At 60.1% G+C, this 22,015-nt stretch carries 23 protein-coding genes and 4 pseudogenes; 11 read left to right on the top strand and 16 right to left on the bottom strand.

Annotation, left to right across the window (positions count from 1 at the left end; all coding sequences use genetic code 11):
• Window positions 1-4: 4 nt before the first annotated feature.
• The 3 genes from gmk to N8I74_RS18760 form a co-directional block, all read right to left on the bottom strand.
• On the bottom strand, window positions 5-619 hold the full coding sequence (gene gmk / locus N8I74_RS18750; RefSeq protein WP_263124735.1) for a guanylate kinase: 615 nt from the start codon (window positions 617-619) through the stop codon (window positions 5-7).
• 145 nt (window positions 620-764) lie between these two features.
• Window positions 765-2,384 (bottom strand): flagellin N-terminal helical domain-containing protein, encoded by a 1,620-nt coding sequence (locus tag N8I74_RS18755; protein WP_263124736.1) that lies wholly within the window; start codon window positions 2,382-2,384, stop codon window positions 765-767.
• Window positions 2,385-2,645: 261 nt separating this feature from the next.
• Window positions 2,646-3,512, bottom strand: a complete 867-nt coding sequence (locus N8I74_RS18760) for a YicC/YloC family endoribonuclease (RefSeq protein WP_263124737.1) — start codon at window positions 3,510-3,512, stop codon at window positions 2,646-2,648.
• 137 nt (window positions 3,513-3,649) lie between these two features.
• Here N8I74_RS18760 and N8I74_RS18765 point away from each other — a divergent pair, with 137 nt between their 5' ends.
• From N8I74_RS18765 to hemW, 9 genes are all read left to right on the top strand, one after another.
• The gene (locus N8I74_RS18765) at window positions 3,650-4,618 is read left to right on the top strand and encodes a serine/threonine protein kinase (protein WP_263124738.1); all 969 of its coding nucleotides are present in this window, start codon (window positions 3,650-3,652) and stop codon (window positions 4,616-4,618) included.
• A complete protein-coding gene (locus tag N8I74_RS18770; RefSeq protein WP_263124739.1) occupies window positions 4,615-5,526 on the top strand; it encodes a PP2C family protein-serine/threonine phosphatase in 912 nt (303 codons plus the stop codon). The genes N8I74_RS18765 and N8I74_RS18770 overlap by 4 nt, the downstream gene beginning before the upstream one ends.
• A gap of 260 nt (window positions 5,527-5,786) precedes the next feature.
• Complete coding sequence (gene rph / locus N8I74_RS18775) at window positions 5,787-6,503, top strand: ribonuclease PH (protein WP_263124740.1); 717 nt, start codon at window positions 5,787-5,789, stop codon at window positions 6,501-6,503.
• 54 nt (window positions 6,504-6,557) lie between these two features.
• The gene (dusA, locus tag N8I74_RS18780) at window positions 6,558-7,559 is read left to right on the top strand and encodes a tRNA dihydrouridine(20/20a) synthase DusA (RefSeq protein ID WP_263126776.1); all 1,002 of its coding nucleotides are present in this window, start codon (window positions 6,558-6,560) and stop codon (window positions 7,557-7,559) included.
• The gene (locus N8I74_RS18785; protein ID WP_263124741.1) at window positions 7,556-8,197 is read left to right on the top strand and encodes a retropepsin-like aspartic protease family protein; all 642 of its coding nucleotides are present in this window, start codon (window positions 7,556-7,558) and stop codon (window positions 8,195-8,197) included. The genes dusA and N8I74_RS18785 overlap by 4 nt, the downstream gene beginning before the upstream one ends.
• Entirely contained in the window at window positions 8,197-8,790 is a 594-nt protein-coding gene (gene rdgB / locus N8I74_RS18790; RefSeq protein WP_333783012.1) for an RdgB/HAM1 family non-canonical purine NTP pyrophosphatase, read from the top strand. Before N8I74_RS18785 ends, rdgB begins: the two co-directional genes overlap by 1 nt.
• The gene (locus N8I74_RS18795) at window positions 8,787-9,023 is read left to right on the top strand and encodes a hypothetical protein (protein WP_263124742.1); all 237 of its coding nucleotides are present in this window, start codon (window positions 8,787-8,789) and stop codon (window positions 9,021-9,023) included. The genes rdgB and N8I74_RS18795 overlap by 4 nt, the downstream gene beginning before the upstream one ends.
• Entirely contained in the window at window positions 9,020-9,757 is a 738-nt protein-coding gene (locus N8I74_RS18800; RefSeq protein ID WP_263124743.1) for a metallophosphoesterase family protein, read from the top strand. The genes N8I74_RS18795 and N8I74_RS18800 overlap by 4 nt, the downstream gene beginning before the upstream one ends.
• Window positions 9,758-9,765: 8 nt before the next feature.
• Window positions 9,766-10,938: a radical SAM family heme chaperone HemW gene (gene hemW / locus N8I74_RS18805; RefSeq protein WP_263124744.1), complete on the top strand. Its 1,173-nt coding sequence runs from the start codon at window positions 9,766-9,768 to the stop codon at window positions 10,936-10,938.
• Between the two features lie 278 nt (window positions 10,939-11,216).
• Here the strand turns inward: hemW and N8I74_RS18810 are convergent.
• A pseudogene (locus tag N8I74_RS18810) lies at window positions 11,217-11,475 on the bottom strand (transposase); the annotation flags it as partial.
• Between the two features lie 102 nt (window positions 11,476-11,577).
• On the opposite strand from N8I74_RS18810, the gene N8I74_RS18815 reads away from it, so the two are divergent.
• A complete protein-coding gene (locus tag N8I74_RS18815) occupies window positions 11,578-11,904 on the top strand; it encodes a hypothetical protein (protein WP_263124745.1) in 327 nt (108 codons plus the stop codon).
• Window positions 11,905-11,930: 26 nt separating this feature from the next.
• Here N8I74_RS18815 and N8I74_RS18820 read toward each other — a convergent pair whose 3' ends face one another.
• From N8I74_RS18820 to N8I74_RS18870, 12 genes and pseudogenes are all read right to left on the bottom strand, one after another.
• Window positions 11,931-12,551: an RHS repeat-associated core domain-containing protein gene (locus N8I74_RS18820; RefSeq protein WP_263126778.1), complete on the bottom strand. Its 621-nt coding sequence runs from the start codon at window positions 12,549-12,551 to the stop codon at window positions 11,931-11,933.
• A 251-nt stretch (window positions 12,552-12,802) separates the two neighbouring features.
• Window positions 12,803-13,270, bottom strand: a complete 468-nt coding sequence (locus N8I74_RS18825; protein ID WP_263124746.1) for a hypothetical protein — start codon at window positions 13,268-13,270, stop codon at window positions 12,803-12,805.
• The gene (locus N8I74_RS18830) at window positions 13,270-13,593 is read right to left on the bottom strand and encodes a hypothetical protein (protein WP_263124747.1); all 324 of its coding nucleotides are present in this window, start codon (window positions 13,591-13,593) and stop codon (window positions 13,270-13,272) included. The genes N8I74_RS18825 and N8I74_RS18830 overlap by 1 nt, the downstream gene beginning before the upstream one ends.
• Window positions 13,594-13,717: 124 nt before the next feature.
• Window positions 13,718-13,828, bottom strand: a pseudogene (locus N8I74_RS19505) (RHS repeat-associated core domain-containing protein); the annotation flags it as partial.
• Window positions 13,825-14,205 (bottom strand): DUF4279 domain-containing protein, encoded by a 381-nt coding sequence (locus N8I74_RS18835; RefSeq protein ID WP_263124748.1) that lies wholly within the window; start codon window positions 14,203-14,205, stop codon window positions 13,825-13,827. The gene N8I74_RS18835 and the pseudogene N8I74_RS19505, both read right to left, overlap by 4 nt.
• Window positions 14,206-14,208: 3 nt before the next feature.
• On the bottom strand, window positions 14,209-14,874 hold the full coding sequence (locus N8I74_RS18840) for an RHS repeat-associated core domain-containing protein (RefSeq protein WP_408611927.1): 666 nt from the start codon (window positions 14,872-14,874) through the stop codon (window positions 14,209-14,211).
• Window positions 14,875-15,087: 213 nt separating this feature from the next.
• Window positions 15,088-15,245, bottom strand: a pseudogene (locus N8I74_RS18845) (helix-turn-helix domain-containing protein); the annotation flags it as partial.
• A 156-nt stretch (window positions 15,246-15,401) separates the two neighbouring features.
• Window positions 15,402-16,046, bottom strand: a complete 645-nt coding sequence (locus tag N8I74_RS18850) for a hypothetical protein (protein WP_263126785.1) — start codon at window positions 16,044-16,046, stop codon at window positions 15,402-15,404.
• A 367-nt stretch (window positions 16,047-16,413) separates the two neighbouring features.
• A pseudogene (locus tag N8I74_RS18855) lies at window positions 16,414-16,695 on the bottom strand (RHS repeat-associated core domain-containing protein); the annotation flags it as partial.
• Between the two features lie 133 nt (window positions 16,696-16,828).
• Complete coding sequence (locus N8I74_RS18860) at window positions 16,829-17,209, bottom strand: hypothetical protein (protein ID WP_263124749.1); 381 nt, start codon at window positions 17,207-17,209, stop codon at window positions 16,829-16,831.
• On the bottom strand, window positions 17,206-19,401 hold the full coding sequence (locus N8I74_RS18865) for an RHS repeat-associated core domain-containing protein (RefSeq protein WP_263124750.1): 2,196 nt from the start codon (window positions 19,399-19,401) through the stop codon (window positions 17,206-17,208). Before N8I74_RS18865 ends, N8I74_RS18860 begins: the two co-directional genes overlap by 4 nt.
• A gap of 33 nt (window positions 19,402-19,434) precedes the next feature.
• Window positions 19,435-21,330, bottom strand: coding sequence for a hypothetical protein (locus tag N8I74_RS18870; RefSeq protein WP_263124751.1), 1,896 nt, complete (start codon window positions 21,328-21,330; stop codon window positions 19,435-19,437).
• A 405-nt stretch (window positions 21,331-21,735) separates the two neighbouring features.
• Here N8I74_RS18870 and N8I74_RS18875 point away from each other — a divergent pair, with 405 nt between their 5' ends.
• Window positions 21,736-22,008, top strand: a complete 273-nt coding sequence (locus N8I74_RS18875) for a hypothetical protein (RefSeq protein ID WP_263124752.1) — start codon at window positions 21,736-21,738, stop codon at window positions 22,006-22,008.
• Window positions 22,009-22,015: the final 7 nt, after the last annotated feature.

Here is a 22,015-nt window from a genome sequence, read left to right on the forward strand (position 1 = left end):
GGGCTCAACCCTTCAGGCTGGTCAGCAAGGCGCCGTGCCGCACGCGCTGCGTCGGCAGCTTCAGACGCTCGGCCCGGACCACGGCCACGATGTCGCGCACAGCTTCGTCGATGTGCTCGTTGACGATCACGTAGTCGGCCTCGTCGAAGTGGCTCATCTCCTCGCGCGCGGCGGCCATGCGCTTGGCGATGATGTCGTCGCTGTCCAGGCCGCGGTTGCGCAGCCGCTGCTCCAGCGCGTCGATCGACGGCGGCAGCACGAAGATGCCGACCGAGTCGGGAAACAGCTGCTTGACCTGCTGCGCGCCCTGCCAATCGATCTCCAGCAGGATGTCACGACCGTTGTCGATCACCGACTCGATCCAGCGGCGGGAGGTACCATAGTAGTTGCCATAGACCTCGGCGTGTTCCAGCAGGTCGGCGGCGGCGATCATGGCCTCGAACTCGGCCCGATCGATGAAGTGATAGTCCTTGCCCTGGACTTCGCCTGAACGCGGCGCGCGCGTGGTGAAGGAAATAGACAGCTGCACATTCTGGTCGGCGGCCAGGAGCGCTGCGACCAAGGTCGTCTTGCCGGCGCCCGAAGGAGCCGTGACCACGAAGATATTGCCTCTCGCCATTACCGGAAATCCGTAAGAAAACTACACGCAGGTTAGCACATTCGCACAACGCGTATACAGTGCCGGTCATGCCGTCAAAACCGGCCCCACCCATGCAGAAAAGGGCGGCCGAAGCCGCCCCTTTCCGCCAGCCCCAGCAGGGGGCTTAGCCGCCTTGCAGCAGACTGAGCACCTGCTGCGGCAGCTGGTTCGCCTGCGCCAGCATCGCGGTACCGGCCTGCTGCAGGATCTGCCCGCGGGTCAGACTCGCGGTCTCCTTGGCAAAGTCGGCATCCTGGATACGGCTGCGCGCCGCGCTCATGTTCTCGGAACCGGTCGCCAGATTGGCGATGGTGGCCGCGAAGCGGCTCTGCAACGCCCCGAACTTGGCACGCTGCTCGCCCACCGTGGTGAGCGCATCATCGACGATGCGCAGTGCCTGCGTCGCCTTCTCGACCGAGGAGACGTCCAGCTTCTCGACGGTCTTGAGATCAGCCTGATAAGAGCTGCCCGATGCGAACACGGCATTGGTGGAGCCGGCGGCGCTGAACAGCACACCCGAGGTGAATGCGGCGCCGCTGGTGGTGACCGAGAACGACGTGGCCGAGTTGAGCACCACCTGTCCGGCGAACGTCGCCGAGCCCGAGGCGCCGGCGGAGAACACTGCGGCGCTGGCCAGATACTGGTTGGCACCGGTGGAGTTGGCGGTGTCGTAGTTCCAGACCGACATGGCGCCGCCAAAACCGCTGGCGATGCCGCTGGCCGAGCTGAGCGCGATGTTGGCGCCGTCCTCGGCCACGAGCTTGAGGCCATAGCGTGTCGCCCCGCCCGAATCCTGGAACACGCTCAGTTGCGCGGTCACGCCGGTCTGCGAGGATTTGGCGTTGAACGCCGTGATCGCCTGGGAGTACTCGTCACCGTCGATCTGACCGTTGCTGTTGCTATCGGCAACGTTGAACGTGACCGACTGGAAGGTGTTGCTCTTGGAGGCGACCGCCAGCGTGAACGTGCCGCTGCCCAACGTCATCACCGACTCGGTGCGGGCCGACGCCTTCACCCCGGTGTTGGCCTGGTTGATCTTGGCGGCGATGTCACGCGCCATGTCGGTGCCGGTCACTGAAATGCTGATGCCGTTGATGCTGAAGGTGCCGGAATTGGAGACGGCCACGCCGTTGGCGTTCACCGTGCCGCTGCCGCCGGGCGCATAGGTGCCGGCCCCGGTGACCACATTGCTGATCGACAGTGCACCGGTACCGGTACCGGCACCGACCTGATAGCTGCCGTACTGGTTGGTGCGCAGGTTGGCGGTGGTGGCGGTGATGGTTTCGTTGGCATTGGCCCCGACCTGATAGGTCGCCGCGGTGAACGAGCCGTCGAACAGCTTCTGGCCGTTGAACTGGGTGGTCTGCGCAAAGCGATCCAGTTCGGAGGTCAGCTGCGATACCTCGGCATTGATGGCCAGCCGATCCGAATCGGTATTGGTCGCATTGCCGGCCTGCACCGCCAGCTCACGCACGCGCTGCAGGATATCGGTCATCTGCCCCAGCGCGCCCTCGGCGGTCTGCGCGAGCGAGATGCCGTCATTGGCGTTGCGCTGGGCCTGTTCCGAGCCGCGCACCTGCGAGGTCATGCGCTGTGCGATCGCCAGACCGGCGGCGTCGTCCTTGGCGCTGTTGATACGCAGGCCCGACGAAAGCCGCTGCAGCGACTGCTGCAGATCGCCTTGCGAGGTACCCAGGTTGCGCTGAGCATTCAGCGACGTGATGTTGGTGTTGATGACTTGCATGGCAGTTCTCCTTATCGCGCCGCCACACGCATGCCGTGCGGTTCACTCGATGCATCGAGCCACCGGGCAGACGCGCGCCGCGCCCCGATATCCAAATCTCCAGCAATCGTCATGCCAGGTACGGGGGCATTGCAGCGTGGATTTTCTTGCCGTCACCGCTGCATGGCGTGGGAGAAAAAGACAAAGGGCGGCAAAACTTGCCGCCCTTGGGTTGTAGCCCGGGCAGGCGGCAAGGTGCGCCGCCGGGCCGGAGGTCGCCGTTCATTCGATGTTCTGGATCTGTTCGCGCATCTGTTCGATCAGCACCTTCAATTCGATCGAGGCGCGGCTGGTCTCGGCCGAGACCGATTTGGAACCCAGGGTGTTGGCTTCGCGGTTGAGCTCCTGCATCAGGAAATCGAGCCGTTTGCCGACCGCGCCGCCTTTGGCAAGGATGCGGCGGATCTCCGAGAAGTGCGCCTCAAGGCGCGACAGTTCCTCATCCACATCGATCTTCTGCGCAAAGACCACGATCTCCTGCCGGACCCGTTCGTCCTCCTGGCCTGCCAACGCTTCGAGGAACCGGGCCTTGAGCTTGGCCTCGTACTCGACGACCAGTTGCGGAATGCGCGGCTTGACCGCAGCGACGATGTCCTGCATGCCGTCGATCCGTTCGGTGAGGTGCGCCTTGAGCTTTTCGCCCTCGCGTGCCCGGGTAGCGGCCAGATCGGCAAGCGCGGCGTCCAGCAGCGCCAGCGCGGCCTCGCCCAGCGCCTCGCCGGTCGGAGCGGTCTGCGTGAGCACACCCGGCCAGCGCAGCAATTCGCCCAGCCGTACCTCGCCGCCGGACGGCACCAGCGTGCGCGCCTCGTCGACCACCGTGACCAGTTGCGCCAACAGTGCCTTGTCCAGCACCAATTGTGCGGCCGCGGCGGCCTGGGCATTGAAGCCGACCCGGCATTCCACCTTGCCGCGCGCGATCGCGGCGGCGATACGCTCGCGCAACGCCCCTTCATGGGCGCGCAGCTCCTCCGGCAGGCGTACCGTCAGATCCAGATAGCGGTGGTTGACCGCCCGCAGTTCCAGATTGAGCGTGCCCTCGGGCAATTCGCGTTGGGCGACGGCAAAACCGGTCATGCTGAAAATCATGGCGTCTCCTTGACTGGCGCGGACATCCTGGACGTCCAGGCGTGGATGGCGCCCGGATGGCGGGCGGCAGCTTTACAATTGCGCACCGCTGTATCCACAATGGTCCGAAAGCCCACCAGTATATAAACAATCCCCCGATGCCGTCCCCGAGCAATCAGCCACTGGCACGTGGCTACCAGTTGCAGAACTACACGATCGCCAAGCTGTTGTCCGCTGGCGGGTTCAGCATCGTCTACCTTGCGCACGACGAGAACGACTACCCGGTCGCGATCAAGGAGTACCTGCCCAATTCGCTGGTGCTGCGCCAGGAGGGCTCGCAGGTGATGGCGACCAGCGAGGAGAACCTTGCGCTGTTCCGCCACGGCCTCAAGTGCTTCTTCGAGGAAGGCAAGACGCTAGCGCGCATCCAGCACCCCAACATCGTGCGCGTGCTCAATTTCTTCCGCGCCAACGACACCGTCTACATGGTGATGGAGTACGAGCGCGGACGGACACTGCAAAAGGAAATCCAGCTCAAGCACACCCGCGAAGGGGTGGATGAGCGCCTGATCCGGCATGTGTTCTACCATCTGCTGCACGGTCTGCGCGAAGTGCACCTGAACAAGCTGCTGCACCTGGACATCAAGCCTGCCAATATCTACGTGCGACGCGACGGCTCGCCGGTACTGCTCGACTTCGGCTCGGCGCGCCAGGCCCTCACCAGCGAGCACTCGCGCCTCACCCCGATGTACACCCCGGGCTTTGCCGCCCCCGAGCAGTATCAGAAGAAGGAAGCGCTGGGGCCCTGGACCGACATCTACGGCGTCGGTGCCTCGATCTACGCCTGCCTCGCCGGCACCGCGCCGCCGCCTGCCGACCAGCGGCAGAAGGACGACAAGCTGCCCGACATCGTGGACCGCTGGGGCGATCGCTATTCGCCCGAGCTGCTGGAACTGGTGCAGCAGTGCCTGCAACTGGAGCCGACCGCCCGTCCGCAAAGCGTGCCTCAATTGCAAAAGGCGCTGCTCGAAGCTGCCTCGCCGCCGGTCCGGCGCTCCGGGCTGATGAAGGCGTTGCGCCGTACCTGGCTGAACATCACCGCCAAGCCCACGCGAGTCCCCGAATGAAGTTCACCATCTTTCAGGAAAGCCGCCAGGGCGGCCGCAAGTACAACCAGGACCGGATGGGCTATTCCTACAGCCGGGATGCCCTGCTGCTGGTGGTGGCCGACGGCATGGGCGGCCATCTGCACGGCGAGGTGGCGGCGCAGATCGCCGTCGAGCTGTTGACCGACCAGTTCCAGAAGAAGGCTGAGCCGGCACTGGCCAATCCGGTGCAGTTCCTGGTCGATGCGTTCCAGCGTTGCCACGAGGCGATCTATCACTACGCGGCCAACCACCAGATGGTGGAGGTGCCGCGCACCACCTGCGTCGCCTGCGTGGTGCAGGACGGCATCGCCTATTGGGCCCACGTGGGCGATTCGCGGCTGTATCTGCTGCGGCAGCACCGCGTCGTGGCGCAGACGCGCGATCATTCCAAGGTGCGCAAGATGGTGGAGAACGGCGCGATCACCGAGGAGGAGGCGCGTACCCACGCCGAAAAGAACAAGATCTACTCCTGCCTGGGCGGCTCATACCCGCCCGAGATCGACGTGGGCGGCAAGATCGCGCTTGCCGACGGCGATACCGTGCTGCTGTGCACCGACGGCTTCTGGGGGCAGGTCGACGACGACGAGATCATGCATTTCCTGTCGGCGTTCCCGGTGCTGTTTGCCATTCCACAACTGTTGGACAGGGCGGAACTGCGCGGCGGCAAGTTCGGCGACAACCTCACCGCACTGGCGATCAATTGGCACGAGGAAGACGACCGCGCCGGCGAGGACGCCTTCGTGTCCACCCAGAAACTCGACCATCACACCGTCGCCACTCACGTCAATCCGATCGACGCGAAGCGCAGCAGCGGCAGCATCACCGAAGACGACATCGAACGCGCCATCGCCGAGATCCAGGCCGCCATCGCCAAGTACTCCAAGTAACCGCCCATCGGACCCGCGCGCCGCCGCAGGCTGTTCAAGCAGCCGGCGCTGCTGCAGGTTGGCCCGACATGCCTTTTGCGTGAGCCGGCCGGCATCCACATGGTGCGCTCCCAAGCTGCATTGCCTCAGCCAATGCAGCAGACGTATGCGTCACCGCAGCGGCACGCAGGGACTTGCCTTCCCGGCAAGGCGGGCAGCCGGCCACCCCGGCAGCGGCTCCGGTATAATCCCTTGAATTTCCATCGGTTCAAGGACTCTCCATGCGCCCGTCGCACCGCCAACCCGGCGAGCTTAGGCCAGTCACGATCACGCGCCGCTACACCCGGCACGCCGAAGGCAGCGTGCTGGTGGCATTCGGCGACACCAAGGTGATCTGCACCGCCAGCGTCGAGGAAAGCGTGCCCTCCTTTCTGAAAGGCAAGGGCCAAGGCTGGGTGACCGCCGAGTACGGCATGCTGCCACGCTCCACCCACAGCCGGATAAAACGCGAGGCGGCACAGGGCAAGCAGTCCGGCCGCACCCAGGAGATCCAGCGCCTGATCGGCCGTTCGTTGCGTGCGGTGGTCGACCTGACCATGCTGGGCGAGCGCCAGATCGTGATCGACTGCGATGTGCTGCAGGCCGACGGCGGCACCCGCACCGCCAGCATCACCGGCGCCTTCGTCGCGCTGAGCGACGCCGTGGCCGGCCTGATCGCCAGCGGCAAACTGGCCACCAGTCCGATCCGCGAGCCGGTTGCCGCCGTCTCGGTGGGCGTCTTTGGCGATACGCCGGTGCTCGATCTGGATTACCTGGAAGACTCGGGCTGCGAAACCGACATGAACGTGGTGATGACCGGCTCCGGCCGTTTTGTCGAAGTCCAGGGCACTGCCGAGGGCCAGCCCTTTTCGCGCGAGGAAATGGATGCATTGCTCGATCTGGCCAGCGCCGGCATCCGCGAGCTGATCACACTGCAGCAGCAGGCCCTGGCCCGTTGACCCACCCCACCGCCCCGGCCCGATACCGGGCCCATGCCGCAACCTGATCACATGATGTCCGATACCCCGCTGTTCTCACGCCGCTACTGCATCGCCCCGATGCTGGACTGGACCGACCGCTTCTACCGCCGCTTCGCGCGCACGCTGACGCGGCACGCCTGGTTGTACACCGAGATGGTCAACACCGGCGCCATCCTGCATGGCGACAAGATGCGCCACCTGCGTTTTGACGAAATCGAAAACCCGCTGGCGCTGCAGCTGGGCGGTTGCGAGCCCGCCGAGCTGGCGCGTTGTGCAAGGATCGCCGAGGACTGGGGCTACGACGAGGTCAACCTCAATGTGGGCTGCCCCAGCGAACGGGTGCAGTCCGGCTCGTTCGGTGCGTGCCTGATGCGTGAGCCCGCGCTGGTGGCCGATTGCGTCAAGGCCATGCGCGACACGGTCGGCATCGATGTCACCGTCAAGCACCGGATCGGCATCGATGCGCAGGAAAGCTACGACTTCGTCCGCGATTTCGTCGGCACGGTGGCCGATGCCGGTTGCCGCACCTTCATCGCGCATGCGCGCAATGCCATCCTCAAAGGGCTCTCCCCCAAGGAAAACCGCGAGATCCCGCCACTCAAGTACGACTATGTCCATCGACTCAAGCGCGACTTCCCGGCGTTGGAGATCATCCTCAACGGCGGCATCACCAGCCACGAGGCGGCACTGGCGCACCTGACCCAGGTCGACGGCGTGATGGTGGGGCGCGAGGCCTACCACAATCCGTATTCGCTTGCCGAAGTGGACACGCGCTACTATGCCGATCAGCATCCGATTCCAGATCGTGAAGCGGCGATGCGTGCACTGCGCGGCTTCATCGAGGCTGAGCTGTCAGCCGGTACGCCGTTGCGGCTGATGGTGCGGCATGTGCTGGGCCTGTACCAGGGACGGCACGGTGCGCGCCAATGGCGCAGGACGCTGTCCGATTCCAAACTGTTGAAAAACGCGGATTGGTCGCTGGTGGAACAGGCCCTGACCGAAGTCCGCGCCATGCCGATGGAGGCCATGCCGTGAAACACGTCCTGCTCTGCCTGTCGCTGCTGCTTGCCGGCACCGGTGCCCTGGCCGAAGAGATCACCCTGCTTGCGACCATGGGCCAGAAGGCGCTGATCAGACTCGATGGCAAACAGCAGACGCTATCGATCGGCCAGCAGCGCGGCAACATCAAGCTGCTGCGGCTGGATGCCGACAGCGCGGTCTTCGAGGTGGCCGGCAAACAGCGGCGTCTGACGCTGGGCGAGGGCTACGTGGTGCGGGGTGGCGGTGCGCCGGGCAGCGGCACCAGCATCATCCTCTCGCCTGACCAGCAGAAGCACTACTACACCGAGATCGCCATCAACGGTCGCAGTGCCAATGGCGTGATCGACACCGGCGCCACGCACCTGTCGATGACCAGCGCACAGGCGCGCCATCTGGGCATCAACTACGAGAAGGGCATGCCGGCGCGCTCGCAGACCGCCAACGGGGTCGTGAAAGCCTGGATCGTGCAGATACCGGAGCTGCGCTTCGGCAACGTGCTGGTCTACAACGTGCCGGTAGCGGTGCGCGACAGCAACGAAGACATCCCGGTGCTGATCGGCGCGAGCCTGCTCAACCGCTTCCAGATGAAGCGCGAGCAGGACACCATGATCCTCACCAAGAAAAACTACTGATGCGCAGGATCGTCCTGGCCAGCAACAACGCCGGCAAGCTGCGCGAATTCCGCAAGCTGTTCGAAACGCTGGACCTGCAGCTCGTGCCGCAGGCCGAACTGGGGGTGGACGAGGCCGATGAGCCGCATGCCACCTTCGTCGAGAACGCGCTGGCCAAGGCCCGCCATGCCGCTCGCGCCACTGGCCTGCCCGCGCTGGCGGATGACTCGGGCATCTGTGTGGCCGCACTGGGTGGCGCGCCTGGCGTCCACTCGGCACGTTACGCCGGTGAGCCCAGATCGGATGCGCGCAACAACGACAAGCTGCTGGCCGAACTCTCCAGCCACAGTGACCGCCGCGCCTGGTATTACGCCGCGCTGGTGCTGGTGCGCCACGCCGACGATCCGCAGCCGCTGATCGCGGACGGGATCTGCCTGGGACAGGTGCTGCACGCGCCGCAGGGCGACGGCGGCTTTGGCTACGACCCGCTGTTCTGGCTGCCGCAGTTCGGCCGTACCGTGGCGCAGATCAGCGCCGACGAGAAGGCCGCCATCTCGCATCGCGGCCGCGCACTGCGTGCGCTGGTGGCCAAGCTGGAGGAAACCGGGCTATGAGCGCCTGCAGCAACGAAGCACGCTATGCCATCTGGCGCCGCGACGACCAGAGCGTGGTCTCCTGCACCGAAAAGGTGAAGGTGATGAACGAGAACCTCGACGAGCTGTATCAGGCGATGCAGGATGCATTCGAGGATGGGCTGTTGATGGAGGTCTCCGAAGCGCAGATGAAGGCCGTGCTGCATCAATTGGTCGACACATTGCGCAATCCCTACCGGCGTGGCGGCGCGTGAAGCTGGCGCTGCTTTCAGACATCCACGGCAACCTGCCGGCGCTGCAAGCAGTGATGGCCGACGCGCAGACACGCGGCGCCACCGCGTTCGCCAACCTGGGCGACAACCTTTCGGGCCCGTTGTGGCCGCGCGAAACCGCCGAATATCTGATGCACCAATCCTGGCCCCAATTGGCGGGCAATCACGAGCGGCAACTGCTGCAGTTCGATCCCGCACGGCACGGCGCCAGTGACGCCTACGCCCACACCCGGCTCACGCCGGCCATCATTGGGTGGCTGCAGAGCCTGCCGGCGACGTGCCGCCCAACGCCGGACATCCTGCTGTGCCACGGCACGCCGCATGACGATCTGACCTACCTGCTGGAAACCGTATCCGCCCCGCAGACAATGGGGCTGGCCACCCCAGGGCAGATCCGGGCCCGGCTCGGCAGCACCGCTGCCTCGCTGATCGCGTGTGGCCACAGCCACGTGCCGCGGGTGGTGATGCTGGACGGCAGCACGCTGGTCAACCCCGGCAGCGTGGGGCTGCCAGCCTATCTGGGCGATCACCCTTATCCGCATCGCGTCGAAAACGGTGCGCCCCACGCGCGCTACGCAATTGCCAGCCGTAGCGGCACGCACTGGGCAGTCGAGCTGATTGCCGTGCCCTACGAATACGAGCGCAGCGCTGCCAAGGCACAGCAGGAAGGCCGGCTCGACTGGCAGTGTGCGCTGACCAGCGGTTACCTGCACTGATCCACGCCATGCATCGTATTTCCCTGACCGCCCTGCAATCAGGCCTGACAACCCTGCCCCCGTTGTCGCTGTACATCCATTTTCCGTGGTGCGTCCGGAAGTGCCCGTACTGCGACTTCAACTCACATGCGCAGAAAGGCGCCCTGCCGGAGGCGGCGTATGTGGAGGCACTGCTGCGCGATCTAGAATCGTGCCTGCCGCTGGTATGGGGACGGCCGGTATCGACCATCTTCATGGGCGGCGGCACGCCCAGCCTGTTCTCCGCCGAGGCGATCGATACCCTGCTGGCCGGCATCCGCGCGCGGGTACGGCTGCTGCCCGAGGCCGAGATCACGCTGGAGGCCAACCCGGGCACGTTCGAAGCCGACAAGTTCGCCGGCTACCGTGCCGCCGGGATCAACCGGCTGTCGATCGGTATCCAGAGCTTTGACGATGCCAAGCTGGCAGCCCTCGGCCGCATCCATGGTCGCGCCGAAGCCCTGCGAGCCGTGGAGATCGCACATCGGCACTTTGACAACTTCAATCTGGATCTGATGTACGCGCTGCCGCAGCAGACGCTGGCCGAAGCACTGGCGGACCTGGATCAGGCCATTGCGTTGGCACCGACCCATCTGTCGGCCTACCACCTGACGCTGGAACCCAACACGCTGTTCCACCGTTATCCACCGCCCCTGCCGGACGACGACCTTGCTGCGGATATGCAGGAAGCGATCGAAGCCCGACTCGCCGCCGCCGGCTACCAGCACTACGAAACCAGCGCCTTCGCCCAGCCCGGCCGCCGCGCCCGGCACAACCTAAACTATTGGCAATTCGGCGACTACCTGGGCATCGGCGCCGGTGCCCACGCCAAGATCAGCTTTCCTGATCGCATCATCCGACAGACGCGCTACAAACAGCCGGCCGAATACCTTGCGCGCATCGCCCAAGGCAACGCGGTGCAAAGCGACGCCCCCATCGCCCGCGACCAGCTGCCGTTCGAATTCATGCTCAACGCGCTGCGGCTGTGCGACGGCTTCCCACTCCCGCTGTTCACCGAGCGCACCGGTCTGCCATTGACCCAGGTGATCCGCCAGATCGAGCGCGCCTGCGACGAAGGGTTGCTGACCCGCAGCCTTGATCACGTGCACCCCACCCCGCGGGGCCGACGCTTTCTCAATACGCTGTTGGAGCGTTTTTTGTAGGGCAAGGCGCGGCGAAGGCAATTTGGCGCAATAGATAGCTGGACCCAGGCTCTGGAATGTGGAGCTTTGCGTCCCTCGTTCCCAGCAACTTACTGGTGGCCCAAACTTCGTACTATTTGCGTCGAATGGCGCATTCGCCCGCCGACGTCACCCTGTGGCCGGGCCGATAAAGTAGGCGGCTTGGCGCAATTGAATGATGGCCGTGACGCGGCGAATGCTGACGCCGTAGGCATCGATCAGGAAATTCGCCAACCGGCGTCTGCGAGCCGGCTTCACAATTTTTTGGATGACCTCCTGCAGCAGCTGTTTGCCCAGGCTCAGGTCGGCCACCATGCGTTTGAGGCGGGCGTTCTCTTCTTCCAGCTGCTTCAATCGGCGCAGCTCAGTCACGCCCAGTCCGCCGTACTTCTTCTTCCAGTTATAAAAGGTCGCTTCGCTCACACCCATCTTGCGGCAGACCTCTGCCACTGTCGTGCCTGACTCGGCCTGGCGCAGCGCAAACGCGATCTGCTCTTCGGTGAACTTTGACTTTTTCATGACAAATCTCCTGCCCGGAGGGGCATCAAATTTGCCAGAAATCTCTACTTTTGAACGCTACGGCTTTACGGGAGGAGGTCAGGGATTGGACTCCAAAGCTGCGTGCTCCTCAAACTTGGGGGGACGTCGCAGCCACAGGTGTTCCAGCTTCGGCTGGCCGGCGGCGTCGTATTCGCCTTGCAGCTGGCCTTGCGGATCATAGGCGTACAGCGTGGTGTCGCTGGCGTTGTCGCTCTTCTGTACCCGCTGCCCGAGTGCGTTGTAGCGGTAGTGGCGCCATGGGTTTTCTTAAATTATTTTGACTTTTCTCTGTTTTTTGATTTTCTTGATGAACCAAAAGATCCCATAAATCCAAGCAGGGCCACAATTGGAATCGATATGACAATAAGAAATATAATCTTTCCCAAGAAAACAGATGCCACCCAATGAAGAAATTCATCCATTATCGTCACTCCTTACCTAAATCCAGCGGCGTTGTTTGCAATCGTATCCATGGGATCAACATACTGATAATCTTTGTCGCAACTTTTGCTTTCTGCTTTGCATATTTTCTTGCAAATTATATTGCCGCCCACTTGAGTTCCGACCCAGGAGGCTACTTGAGCCACCCTAAGAGGAATAATTGGTCCTGGAAATAAAACACCACAAGCAGTTGTACACATGCTTTTCTCAATTTCTGAGTTTGTACGTGATTCCACTGGTGCGGGTGGAAGTCCGGCTGCACATTCTGCTGTAATGCATTTGGCCGAAGTCTTCGGCCCATCGCCTGTTCCATCGTCGCATACTGTTCCCAATGGAAGTCCTGGAGGGCATGGCATTGGCTTTAAACCTTGGGGGTCGTAGTAACTAACCGGGTTCCCCCCCACATACCCATACGTATTAATCCCCCCCGCCAAGCCAATCGGATCGCTCTGAATATACCGCCCGATCCGCGGATCATAATCCCGGAAGTAGTTGTAGAACCGTCCCGTCTCCTTGTCGAAGTACTGCCCCGGGAAGCGCTGGTTGTAGGCGATCTTGACGCCGTCACCATCCGGGTCTTCGTTGGGCTGGCTGTGGCCGAACGGTTCGCCAATCGGCCAGTCTCACACCACCTTGCGGCGGACCGGGTTGCTCAGCTAGCGTGAGGTGCCCAGGTGGTTCTACAACTACCATTTCGCCGCAGAGTTCAGGCTCTAGGGTGCTGGCAAATGACCTTATCCTCAGCTATTCTCCGAACCGATAAAGAGTCGCCTGAAACCTGATACCTAGGTGTCTCTCGATAAATCACAGTCGGGTGCGACTTCAAAATCCGTTTGTAACAGAGCCAGCCCCGGTATTTCGATTTTCAAAGAAAATTTTTTATTTCTCTAAATTCATTCAATACGGCGGAGAAAGCTTTAATTGGGACAGCTGAAGTCTGAAGCCCTTCTGGATAATTATCATGCTCGAAGAAATGTTCACTAAGGAGCTCCCATATGAATATCACTTCAGCTCCGGAACAAAACGCAACCACCGAAAAATCGTCAAAAGAATCACCTAGAGATAAGAAATATTTCCCAGCGTCGTCAATTTCCCCGTTCTTTATCAAATCATACACGCCAAAAATATCGGTCTTCTCGGAATAAAAATCCATATTCTTGGAAACAATGCTTTCCAGTTGCGCCAAAACGAGAGAATAGACAGATGTATCATCAAGAGTCCCTATTTTCTTCCCGCCCAACCAAATTTGTAATGGGCCACTCCTCTGCTTCAAATCTTGCCTAGAGGAGAACTCTATTGCAAACACTTTTGCATCACCTAAGAATTCACTCATCACCAAGCCTTGACATCTTTAGGGATATTGTTCGAACTGATATTCCGTGGCATTCCATTAGATGTTCTGCCATTGGTCGATCCATTCCAATGCCAATTCCCATTCCCATCGTTTTGAAAGCGGTGGTATTCAACTCTTTTCCCCTCCCCTAATTTCGTCCATCTATTCCCATCAGAACCAGGTCGGCTATTTTTTCCATAGTTCTTCATGATTTTTAGGAAGGGTGCTTTTTGAGCTGTTGTAAGGATTACTGCCTTTATTTGATGGGTCATGATGGCCTGGGTTTTCATAGCTATCGATACGACAGCTGTCGTCACAGACACACACCTCTCCATTTATAAGCCCTAGATTCACCGATGAGCATGACTTCACAGTCAAACCATCTGCGCTGCATTTTGCCTGACATAAAGAAAACGACTGACTCGGACAAGACACCAAACCAAATGGGTCGCTAAAATTTAGCGGGCTTCCCCCCACATACCCATACGTATTAATCCCCCCCGCCAACCCAATCGGATCACTCTGAATATATCGCCGGAGTGCGTTAGTTTCGCTTATGCCTGAAGCTGATCAATATCAATGACAGCCCCAACATATCCAGCAAATGCTGACATTTCCACAGGGATTTGAATAGAAGGAACTCTAATTCCACCTTTAATAATGATGGACAAGCGAGCAATGCCGGTCTCAGCTATTTGACGAATAACATCTTGATTCCCATGCAATCTATCTTGCAGCCCCCTCCAATGATCAGATACTTCATCAGATTCAATTTGCGACTGCACTGACCATATATTTTGTCTGGGCAGATCTCGAGCTTTGTTGCGCTCGCCGCGCATTAAGGCAACAGAAGGAATTATTCCAGTAATTTTTGATATTTCAGATGGCGAAATATCTGTGCCAAGCAACTGAAAATCAATCTTAATTAAATCCATGGATCACCACCCCTTGACATTCATATTAAGATACTGAGGAATCCCTGTGCCTTTTCTAGGGCCAGAATACATGTTCCCATTTTTATCTGAAAAAATATCGCCTTTTGAGTCTAATCCTAAGTCCCGCTTCATGTCGTGAGCATCTTTATACCCATTATTTTTACATGCTCTATCAAGCTCTTTATCAGACATTCTCGTTGCATCTTTAGCATCTTGTTCACTAGGGCTCTGATCATCTTTTGTACATGCTTGAATATCAAAACCGGGCAGTTTTAGGAATGTTTTGCATTTAATAGCAAGGCCATAAGGGTCAACTAGGGAAATCGGGTTCCCATTAACATACCCATACGTATTGACCCCGCCCGCCAACCCAATCGGATCGCTCTGGATATACCGCCCGATCCGCGGATCATAATCCCGGAAGTAGTTGTAGAACCGCCCCGTCTCCTTGTCGAAGTACTGCCCCGGGAAGCGCAAGTTGTACGTCACCAACTTGCCGTCCAGGTCCGGGTCCTCGCGCACCCCACTATGGCCGAACGGCTCGCTGATCGGCCAGTCCCACACCACCTTGCGCCGGGCCGGGTCGCTCAGCTGGCGCGTGGCCCCCAGGTGGTCCGCCCAGGCGTAGTACAGCTGCGCCGTGCCCTGGCTGTGCTGCACCGTACCCACCGGCAATGTGCCCAGCCACAGGTGTTCCAGCTTCGGCTGGCCGGCGGCGTCGTATTCGCCTTGCAGCTGGCCTTGCGGATCATAGGCGTACAGCGTGGTGTCGCTGGCGTTGTCGCTCTTCTGTACCCGCTGCCCGAGTGCGTTGTAGCGGTAGTGGCGCGCCGGGGTGCTGCTGCTGCGGATCAACCGGCCGGCGTTGTTGTACTGCCGTGCGCCTGGAACCGGCTTGGCCAGCAAAGCATTTTGTCCATCGGAGGCAAAAAGCGGCAAGCCAGGAATAAACCGCTTTTTGCGTTACGCCCAGAATGCCGGCAACTTCTTTGACCTTAAACCCGCTTTTGTACTGCCTGAACTGCGCGCTGCCGCATCATTTGCAACGTGTGGTGATCAATTGCGCGGCCATATTTTTGATGGTTTTATTCAGGGCGGAATTATACCAGAATTTCACCAAACCTAAATTAAAGGTTAGTAAGGTTGGCGCGCATATTGATCATCTATTTCCGATAAAAATCCATAAAATTCGATAGCTATTCAAGCGGTTTTCTCTGGCACATGGCAATTGGAATTTCCGGGTGCAGTTCTTCCAAAAAATTTGGAGCTGCAAATGATACGGAGCCTGGCGATTCACCGACGGCAACAATGAACTCCAACCCCGATTGTGAAGAAAAGGCTATTCCATTTTCTGCTATGACATCTTCATCTTCGTAAATAATTTTCTCAACACTTTCTATATAAAACCCACTAACTGAATGCTTTTCAAATTCAATATTTATAGAATTTTCCAATGCTTCGCCTGGAAAGAATTCTATAACCAAACTGCCGATCTCGTGCCAATCCTTGATTTGCGTGCAAACTGAAGAGAGCCTAATAAAAGATTTGTTCAAAAAAAACAATTCTAAAATCCAGCAGGCTCTGGGGGAGTGTCCGATTGGAAATTTGTACCCTACAATCGAATTTCCAACAAACACCTTCTGAAGAAGCTCCTGTTTCGCAATGCCATCAATCTTGAATTCCAAAATCGGTCGCCTGCCTTCAAAACTCTCAGTAGTGGAGGGTTTCATGGGGTTTTTTTCCATTGGGTGGAATATCAATACTTTTTCCGCCTGAGCTGTTTGTTGGGCGACCAAAGATGCCATTTGCACCAACTTGACTACCAGGAGGCGCTTTGTCACCAGGCTTCCATGGGCGAGTGCCTCCGGTTAACCTCTGCAAATCTTCGTCATAGTCTCCAGTTCCCCCATGTTCAGGGCTTAATGGTCCGCTAGTATGCCTTTTCCCACCTTTATTTGGCCCGGCTCTAGGGTCACTTTGATCTCCAACTAAATCGGTTGGCACTGGAGGGCATGTAGTGTTTTCGTCTTGCTGGCTATCTATTTCCTCATTCAGATTGCAAACCCCAGCCACAAGACAAGCTGCAATCATTCCACCCATAGGCCCCAAAGCCCGCTTCGCTAAGGCGCCTACAGCTGCAGAAGCAGCTCTTCCACCAACCACACGGACACCGACCCCTACCACGACCTGCCATGCCAGGCCTTTGGGGTCGGAGTAAGACAGCGGATCGCCTCTTACGTAGGCATAGGTATTGATTCCACCATTGAGGCCAATCGGATCGCTCTGAATATACCGCCCGATCCGCGGATCATAATCCCGGAAGTAGTTGTAGAACCGTCCCGTCTCCTTGTCGAAGTACTGCCCCGGGAAGCGCAAGTTGTACGTCACCAGCCTGCCATCGACGTCCGGGTCCTCGCGCACCCCACTGTGGCCGAACGGCTCGCTGATCGGCCAGTCCCACACCACCTTGCGCCGGACCGGGTCGCTCACCTGGGCGCGCAGCGCCCAGGTGGTCCGGCCAAGCGTAGTAGAGCTATGCAGTGCCCACCAGCACGGTGCACAAGCACAAGTTTTCCAACTTGGGCTGGTCGGCGTTGTTTTATTTCAGTATTTAAAAAGAGTCTTACCTAAGAAAATAAATGTCAATATTCTTTTTGTCGCTCTCATCAACATCCAATTCTTTGGAGTTGCGCATAGAGTATAATCTTCGCTCAAATATGCGCTGCACTTCTTCAGCTCTGATTTGCTCGGTTTTTATCGAGGTAACAAAAATTGCAGCCGCGTGCAATACCTCATATATAGATAAATGCAAGCAACGCAGCATAATTTCATCTTCGCGCCCTATGCTTTTCCATTCAATTGAATCGGAAAGAACTCCAAGACCGGAAACAGTATAGCTGCCTCTCTTATCTTTATATCGAATCTCGGACAGATCTATAGTATCCGGCCATTCTTTTCTATTTTCTTCAAAAAAATCAAAAAATTTAGATTTAAAAATACTCATTTCCTCACCCTGCCGTCTGGCCAAACGCTGTTTGGCACTTTTCCTTTTTCCCAGGATTTTTTATCAGACCACCGTTTCCACTGATCTCCACCGTGACTTGATGTGTCCCGTTCCCATACAGAACCATCCGTCTTGCATCGCTTTCCTTTTGAGCCTTTTATTGGCTCAAAATCATCCGGCGCAGTATCTGGGTTGTCTGGGTAAACAACTTGGTCACTTTCGTCATTACTAGAACTATCATCACTTTCATTTAAGGTGCAAACACCAGCAAGCACACAGGCTGTTACCATGCCAACGGTCGGCCCCAAAGCCCGCTTCGCTAAGGCGCCTACAGCTGCAGAAGCAGCTCTTCCACCAACCACACGGACACCCACCCCTACCACGACCTGCCATGCTAGGCCTTTGGGGTCGGAGTAAGACAGCGGATCGCCTCTTACGTAGGCATAAGTATTAATCCCCCCCGCCAACCCAATCGGATCACTCTGGATATACCGCCCGATCCGCGGATCATAATCCCGGAAGTAGTTGTAGAACCGCCCCGTCTCCTTGTCGAAGTACTGCCCCGGGAAGCGCAGGTTGTACGTCACCAACTTGCCATCGACGTCCGGGTCCTCGCGCACCCCACTGTGGCCGAACGGCTCGCTGATCGGCCAGTCCCACACCACCTTGCGCCGGGCCGGGTCGCTCAGCTGGCGCGTCGTGCCCAGGTGGTCCGCCCAGGCGTAGTACAGCTGCGCCGTGCCCTGGCTGTGCTGCACCGTGCCCACCGGCAATGTGCCCAGCCACAGGTGTTCCAGCTTCGGCTGGCCGGCGGCGTCGTATTCGCCTTGCAGCTGGCCTTGCGGATCATAGGCGTACAGCGTGGTGTCGCTGGCGTTGTCGCTCTTCTGTACCCGCTGCCCGAGTGCGTTGTAGCGGTAGTGGCGCGCCGGGGTGCTGTTGCTGCGGATCAGCCGGCCGGCGTTGTTGTACAGGTTGGCGCCGTAGTTGACCATGTTGCCGGCGGCATCGTAGCTGTACTTGCCGTCCAGGCCGGCCCCGGCGACGCTGAGCACCTGGTTGTTGGCCGGATGGTGGGTGAGCAGGTTGATGGCGGCGCCGGTGTGCTTCTCGGTGCGGTTCCCATTCAGGTCATAGCGGTAGCTGTACTGGGTGGTGCCGATGCTGGCCTGGGCCAGCCGGTCCATGCGGTCGTAGCCATAGCTGCGCAGCGCGGCGGTGCCCGGGTCCTGGCGGATGAGGTTGCCGACGGCGTCGTAGCTATAGCTGAACTGGCTGTCGGCCAGCGTGAGGCCGGCGACACGGCCCTGGGCATCGCCGGGGGCCTGGCGCAGTTGGCCATTGCCCCAGCGCCAGGCGAGAGGGCGACCGTCGGTGCTGTAGTGCAGCTGGTCCAGCAGTGGCTGGCCGTTGACGCGCATGGCGCTGACCTGACCATGCTGCCAGTCGTATTCGACAATGGTGCCGGAGGGGTAGGCGATGCGGTTGAGCTGGCCGGCGGCGGTGTAGCCGTACCGGGTGACCAGGGTGGCGTTGCCGAGCTGGCGGGTCACCTGCGCCAGGCGGCCCTGCGGGTCGTAGCTGTACTGGGTGCTGCCGCTGGCGTCGCTGAAGCCGGCCGGCTGGCCCGTGCCGTTGGGCGGGTCGTAGCTGAACTGGTGGGTCTCGTCGCCGAAGGCGATGCGGGTGGGCCGGCCCAGGTCGTCGCGGGTGACGCTGGCGGTCTTGCCGCGGGCGTCGGTCCTGCTCTGGGGCAGGCCACTGGCGTCGTAGGTGGTAGTGCTGCTGCCGCTGTCGGGGCTGAGCAGGCGGATCAGGTCATCGAAGCCGTTGTAGGTGTAGGTGGTGGTGAAGCCGAGGGCATCCTTGACGGAGACGAGGTTGTCGCGGGCGTCGTAGCGTAATTCGACGATGCCGCCGTCGGGATGGGTGATGCGTACCAGGCGGTTGAGGGGGTCGTAGGCGTAGCGGGTTTCGCGGCCGAGGGCGTCCTTGCGGCTGGTGCGGTTGCCGTTGGCGTCATAGGTGAAGGTGGTCTGGTGGCCCTGGGCATCCATGATGCGTTCGAGCCGGCCGAGCGCATCGTAGTCGTAGAAGGTGCTGACAGTGGCCTGATGGGCCGGCAGTGCGGCGTGGGCCAGGCTGCCGGCCAGGGCCAGCCCGGCCAGCAGCAGGGGGCGGAACAAGGTCATGGTAGGGATCCGGGTAAGCATGGGGACGGGGCCTTATTGCGCTTGGGGCGTGCCGGGCAGCTGCTGCGCGGCGGTGACGGCCTGCTGGGCCCCGGCCAGGGTACCGGCCGGGTCGTAGCGGTCTTCGCGTTTGCGGTTGCCGGCGTTGTCCAGGGTGTAGTCGATGCGGCTGCCGTCGCTGTGGTCGATGCCAATCAGGCGGTGGGCCGGGTCGTAGCGATAGCTGAGCCCGCTGCCATCGGGCAGGGTGACCTTGCTGAGCAGGCCGGTGGGCAGATAGTCGAAGCGGGTCTGGCCTTCCGGAGCGCTGCGCAGGATAAGGCGCTGGCGCAGGTCGTAGCCGAAGGTGGTGCTGCGGTTGTCCGGGTCGATCTGCTCCAGCAGGTTGCCGTGGGCGTCATAGCGGGGATAGCGGGTGACCTGGTTCAGCGGGTTGGTCACGGTGGCGAGGTTGCCCTGGGCGTCGTAGCTGTAGCGGGTGAGCTGGCCCAACGGATCGGTCGCGGTCTCCAGCAGGCCATTGGGCAGATAGGTCCAGCGCCAGGCGCGGGTGACGCCGTCGGCGGTGATCTGCTTTTGCAGCAAGTGGCCTTGGTCGTCATAGCTGAAGGTAGTGACGCGGCCGGGTTCGGTGAGGGTGGCGGGCAGGCGGAAGGTGGGGTGCCAGGTGGTGGTGACGGTGCGGGCCTGCGGGGTGCCGGCGGCTTCGGTGCGGGTGGTTTCGAGGTTGCGGGTCAGGTCGTAGCCGTAGGTGGTGCTCACGCCGTTGAAGTCGGTGCGGGACTGGACGTTGCCGTTGGCGTCATAGCCGAGCGTGGCACTGGCCGGGCCGCAGCCGGCGCCGCCGGGCTGATCCTGGCCGGTGAGCAGCCAGCGCTTGCCGATCTGGGTGAAGTGGTAGCGGCGGTTGGTGCCGAGGGGATCGGTCTCGGTGGTGGTGCGGGTGCTGCCGGCCTGGGTGAAGGCGAGGCCGACCTTGTCGATGCCCCCGGCGTGCTCGGAGGAGATGGCCTCGCCATCGGCGTTGTAGCGCCAGGTGGCGTAGCGCACCCCGGCTTCGTCGGTGATGCCGGTCAGGAGGTAGGGGTTGGGGTCTTCGTAGTGGTATTGGCGGCTGGTCTGGTCAGGGTGGGTGACCGAGACCAAGCGACCCTGCGTGTCGTGCGTGAACCGAATCTCCGTGCCATGCTGGACTTCGACTTTCTTCAACTTCAACCCACTGTCGTAGTGGAACAGGAGATTGGCGCCATTCGGGGTCTCGACCCAGTTCAGGGGCCCGTCGTCGCGATAACCCAGCTTGGTGCTGCGGCCGTTGTCATCGATCCGGATCAGGCGGCCCAGCGTGTCATAGTATTCGGCCTTGTTGCCTTCGATGATCCGGAAGCCATCCTGATTCACCACGAAGCGGTAGCGCGCCGCGGCCGGGTCCAAGGGTTGCCCGGTCAGGCTGAACGGATAGGCGCGCCCGTCCGGCCGTTCCAGCCGGTAATTGGCCGGCATGGCCATGGTCGCCTCGGAGAAATGGGCCACCCAATCCGGATCGATATCCACCTGCATTTGCTGGGATGAAGCAGGTGCGGCTGGCAAGTGCTCGTGCAGCGGCCATGCTACCGGATCGTCTGCCCGCACAATGCGCGATTGGAACGCATGGCGCCAGCCGATGCCCAGCCCCAGGTCCTGCAACAGCATCGAGTTATAGGCCCTGAAGAAACCAAGCGGGACCGAGGTATCGTTTTCAAGTTGGTATTTGTTTGCCACATGCAACGCCACCGGATTGCCGGTCTTGGGGCAAGCCTCGCCGACATTGGGATCGGGGCATTCGCCGAATACACAGTGCCCACGGTATGCCTGGCGGCAGCCATTGACGCTCTTGCTCAGATAGGCACCCCGCGGACAGATCGGGCGGCAGGACTGGCTGACCGAGCCCAAATAGCTTCCGGGCGGGCAGGAAGGCGTGACTTTCGCGACTAAATCATAAGAGGCCACATAACGGCCGGGGGGAGCCCGCTCACGTACCGATACCCCGTAGGTTTGTACCAATATTGTTCCGCCCCAACTATTACATGAAGCCTCCCAATCCGGACGTGCATGGACCGTTTTAAGTGCCAGCTCACACACTGGGTGATCAACACTGATGTAGTTTCCTTCAGCGCTGCCAATGTAGTGATATTCCGGGCCTGAATCATTTTTTCGCATTTCCACACTCCACCGCTCAGCAAAAGCCGCCGGCATCAGAAACGCAGCGATCAAGAACATCCAAAGGACCCCAAGCTTTTTTTGGGGAAACCCGTTTTTATCGAGATGAATACGCATAACTGCCCGGTGAAATAAGGGTTGATTCTTGTCTGGCTGTTTCAGCTCATCCATGCGCGCGGCAATGGCACTTGCGATGGGATTGAAGGATTGGAACAGGCCAACAATACAGTCCGAAAAATATCTTCAAGCCAGAAAGCCAAGCATTTGATTGCCCTGCCGTATCGGTATGGAAAATCGACATGCCGCAGCCTGCACGAAGCACACCCCAGCCGGGTAGTATCCGGAACAGTGACAGCAGCCACCGTATCCATGACCTGCACAGCACAGGCTTTCAAACCAGACAGGGCATGACATTCGC

Origin of the sequence: Chitiniphilus purpureus, from assembly GCF_025642115.1 — a bacterium.
Lineage (GTDB): Bacteria > Pseudomonadota > Gammaproteobacteria > Burkholderiales > Chitinibacteraceae > Chitiniphilus > Chitiniphilus purpureus.

Excerpts from the sequence above, each read along its gene's own strand:
- rph (WP_263124740.1), top strand. The coding sequence starts at position 5,787 with ATGCGCCCGTCGCACCGCCAACCCGGCGAGCTTAGGCCAGTCACGATC.
- rdgB (WP_333783012.1), top strand. The coding sequence starts at position 8,197 with ATGCGCAGGATCGTCCTGGCCAGCAACAACGCCGGCAAGCTGCGCGAA.
- N8I74_RS18755 (WP_263124736.1), bottom strand. The coding sequence starts at position 2,384 with ATGCAAGTCATCAACACCAACATCACGTCGCTGAATGCTCAGCGCAAC.
- N8I74_RS18835 (WP_263124748.1), bottom strand. The coding sequence starts at position 14,205 with ATGGATTTAATTAAGATTGATTTTCAGTTGCTTGGCACAGATATTTCG.
- gmk (WP_263124735.1), bottom strand. The coding sequence starts at position 619 with ATGGCGAGAGGCAATATCTTCGTGGTCACGGCTCCTTCGGGCGCCGGC.
- dusA (WP_263126776.1), top strand. The coding sequence starts at position 6,558 with ATGTCCGATACCCCGCTGTTCTCACGCCGCTACTGCATCGCCCCGATG.
- N8I74_RS18865 (WP_263124750.1), bottom strand. The coding sequence starts at position 19,401 with ATGACCTTGTTCCGCCCCCTGCTGCTGGCCGGGCTGGCCCTGGCCGGC.
- N8I74_RS18860 (WP_263124749.1), bottom strand. The coding sequence starts at position 17,209 with ATGAGTATTTTTAAATCTAAATTTTTTGATTTTTTTGAAGAAAATAGA.
- N8I74_RS18795 (WP_263124742.1), top strand. The coding sequence starts at position 8,787 with ATGAGCGCCTGCAGCAACGAAGCACGCTATGCCATCTGGCGCCGCGAC.
- N8I74_RS18825 (WP_263124746.1), bottom strand. The coding sequence starts at position 13,270 with ATGAGTGAATTCTTAGGTGATGCAAAAGTGTTTGCAATAGAGTTCTCC.
- N8I74_RS18760 (WP_263124737.1), bottom strand. The coding sequence starts at position 3,512 with ATGATTTTCAGCATGACCGGTTTTGCCGTCGCCCAACGCGAATTGCCC.
- hemW (WP_263124744.1), top strand. The coding sequence starts at position 9,766 with ATGCATCGTATTTCCCTGACCGCCCTGCAATCAGGCCTGACAACCCTG.
- N8I74_RS18765 (WP_263124738.1), top strand. The coding sequence starts at position 3,650 with ATGCCGTCCCCGAGCAATCAGCCACTGGCACGTGGCTACCAGTTGCAG.
- N8I74_RS18770 (WP_263124739.1), top strand. The coding sequence starts at position 4,615 with ATGAAGTTCACCATCTTTCAGGAAAGCCGCCAGGGCGGCCGCAAGTAC.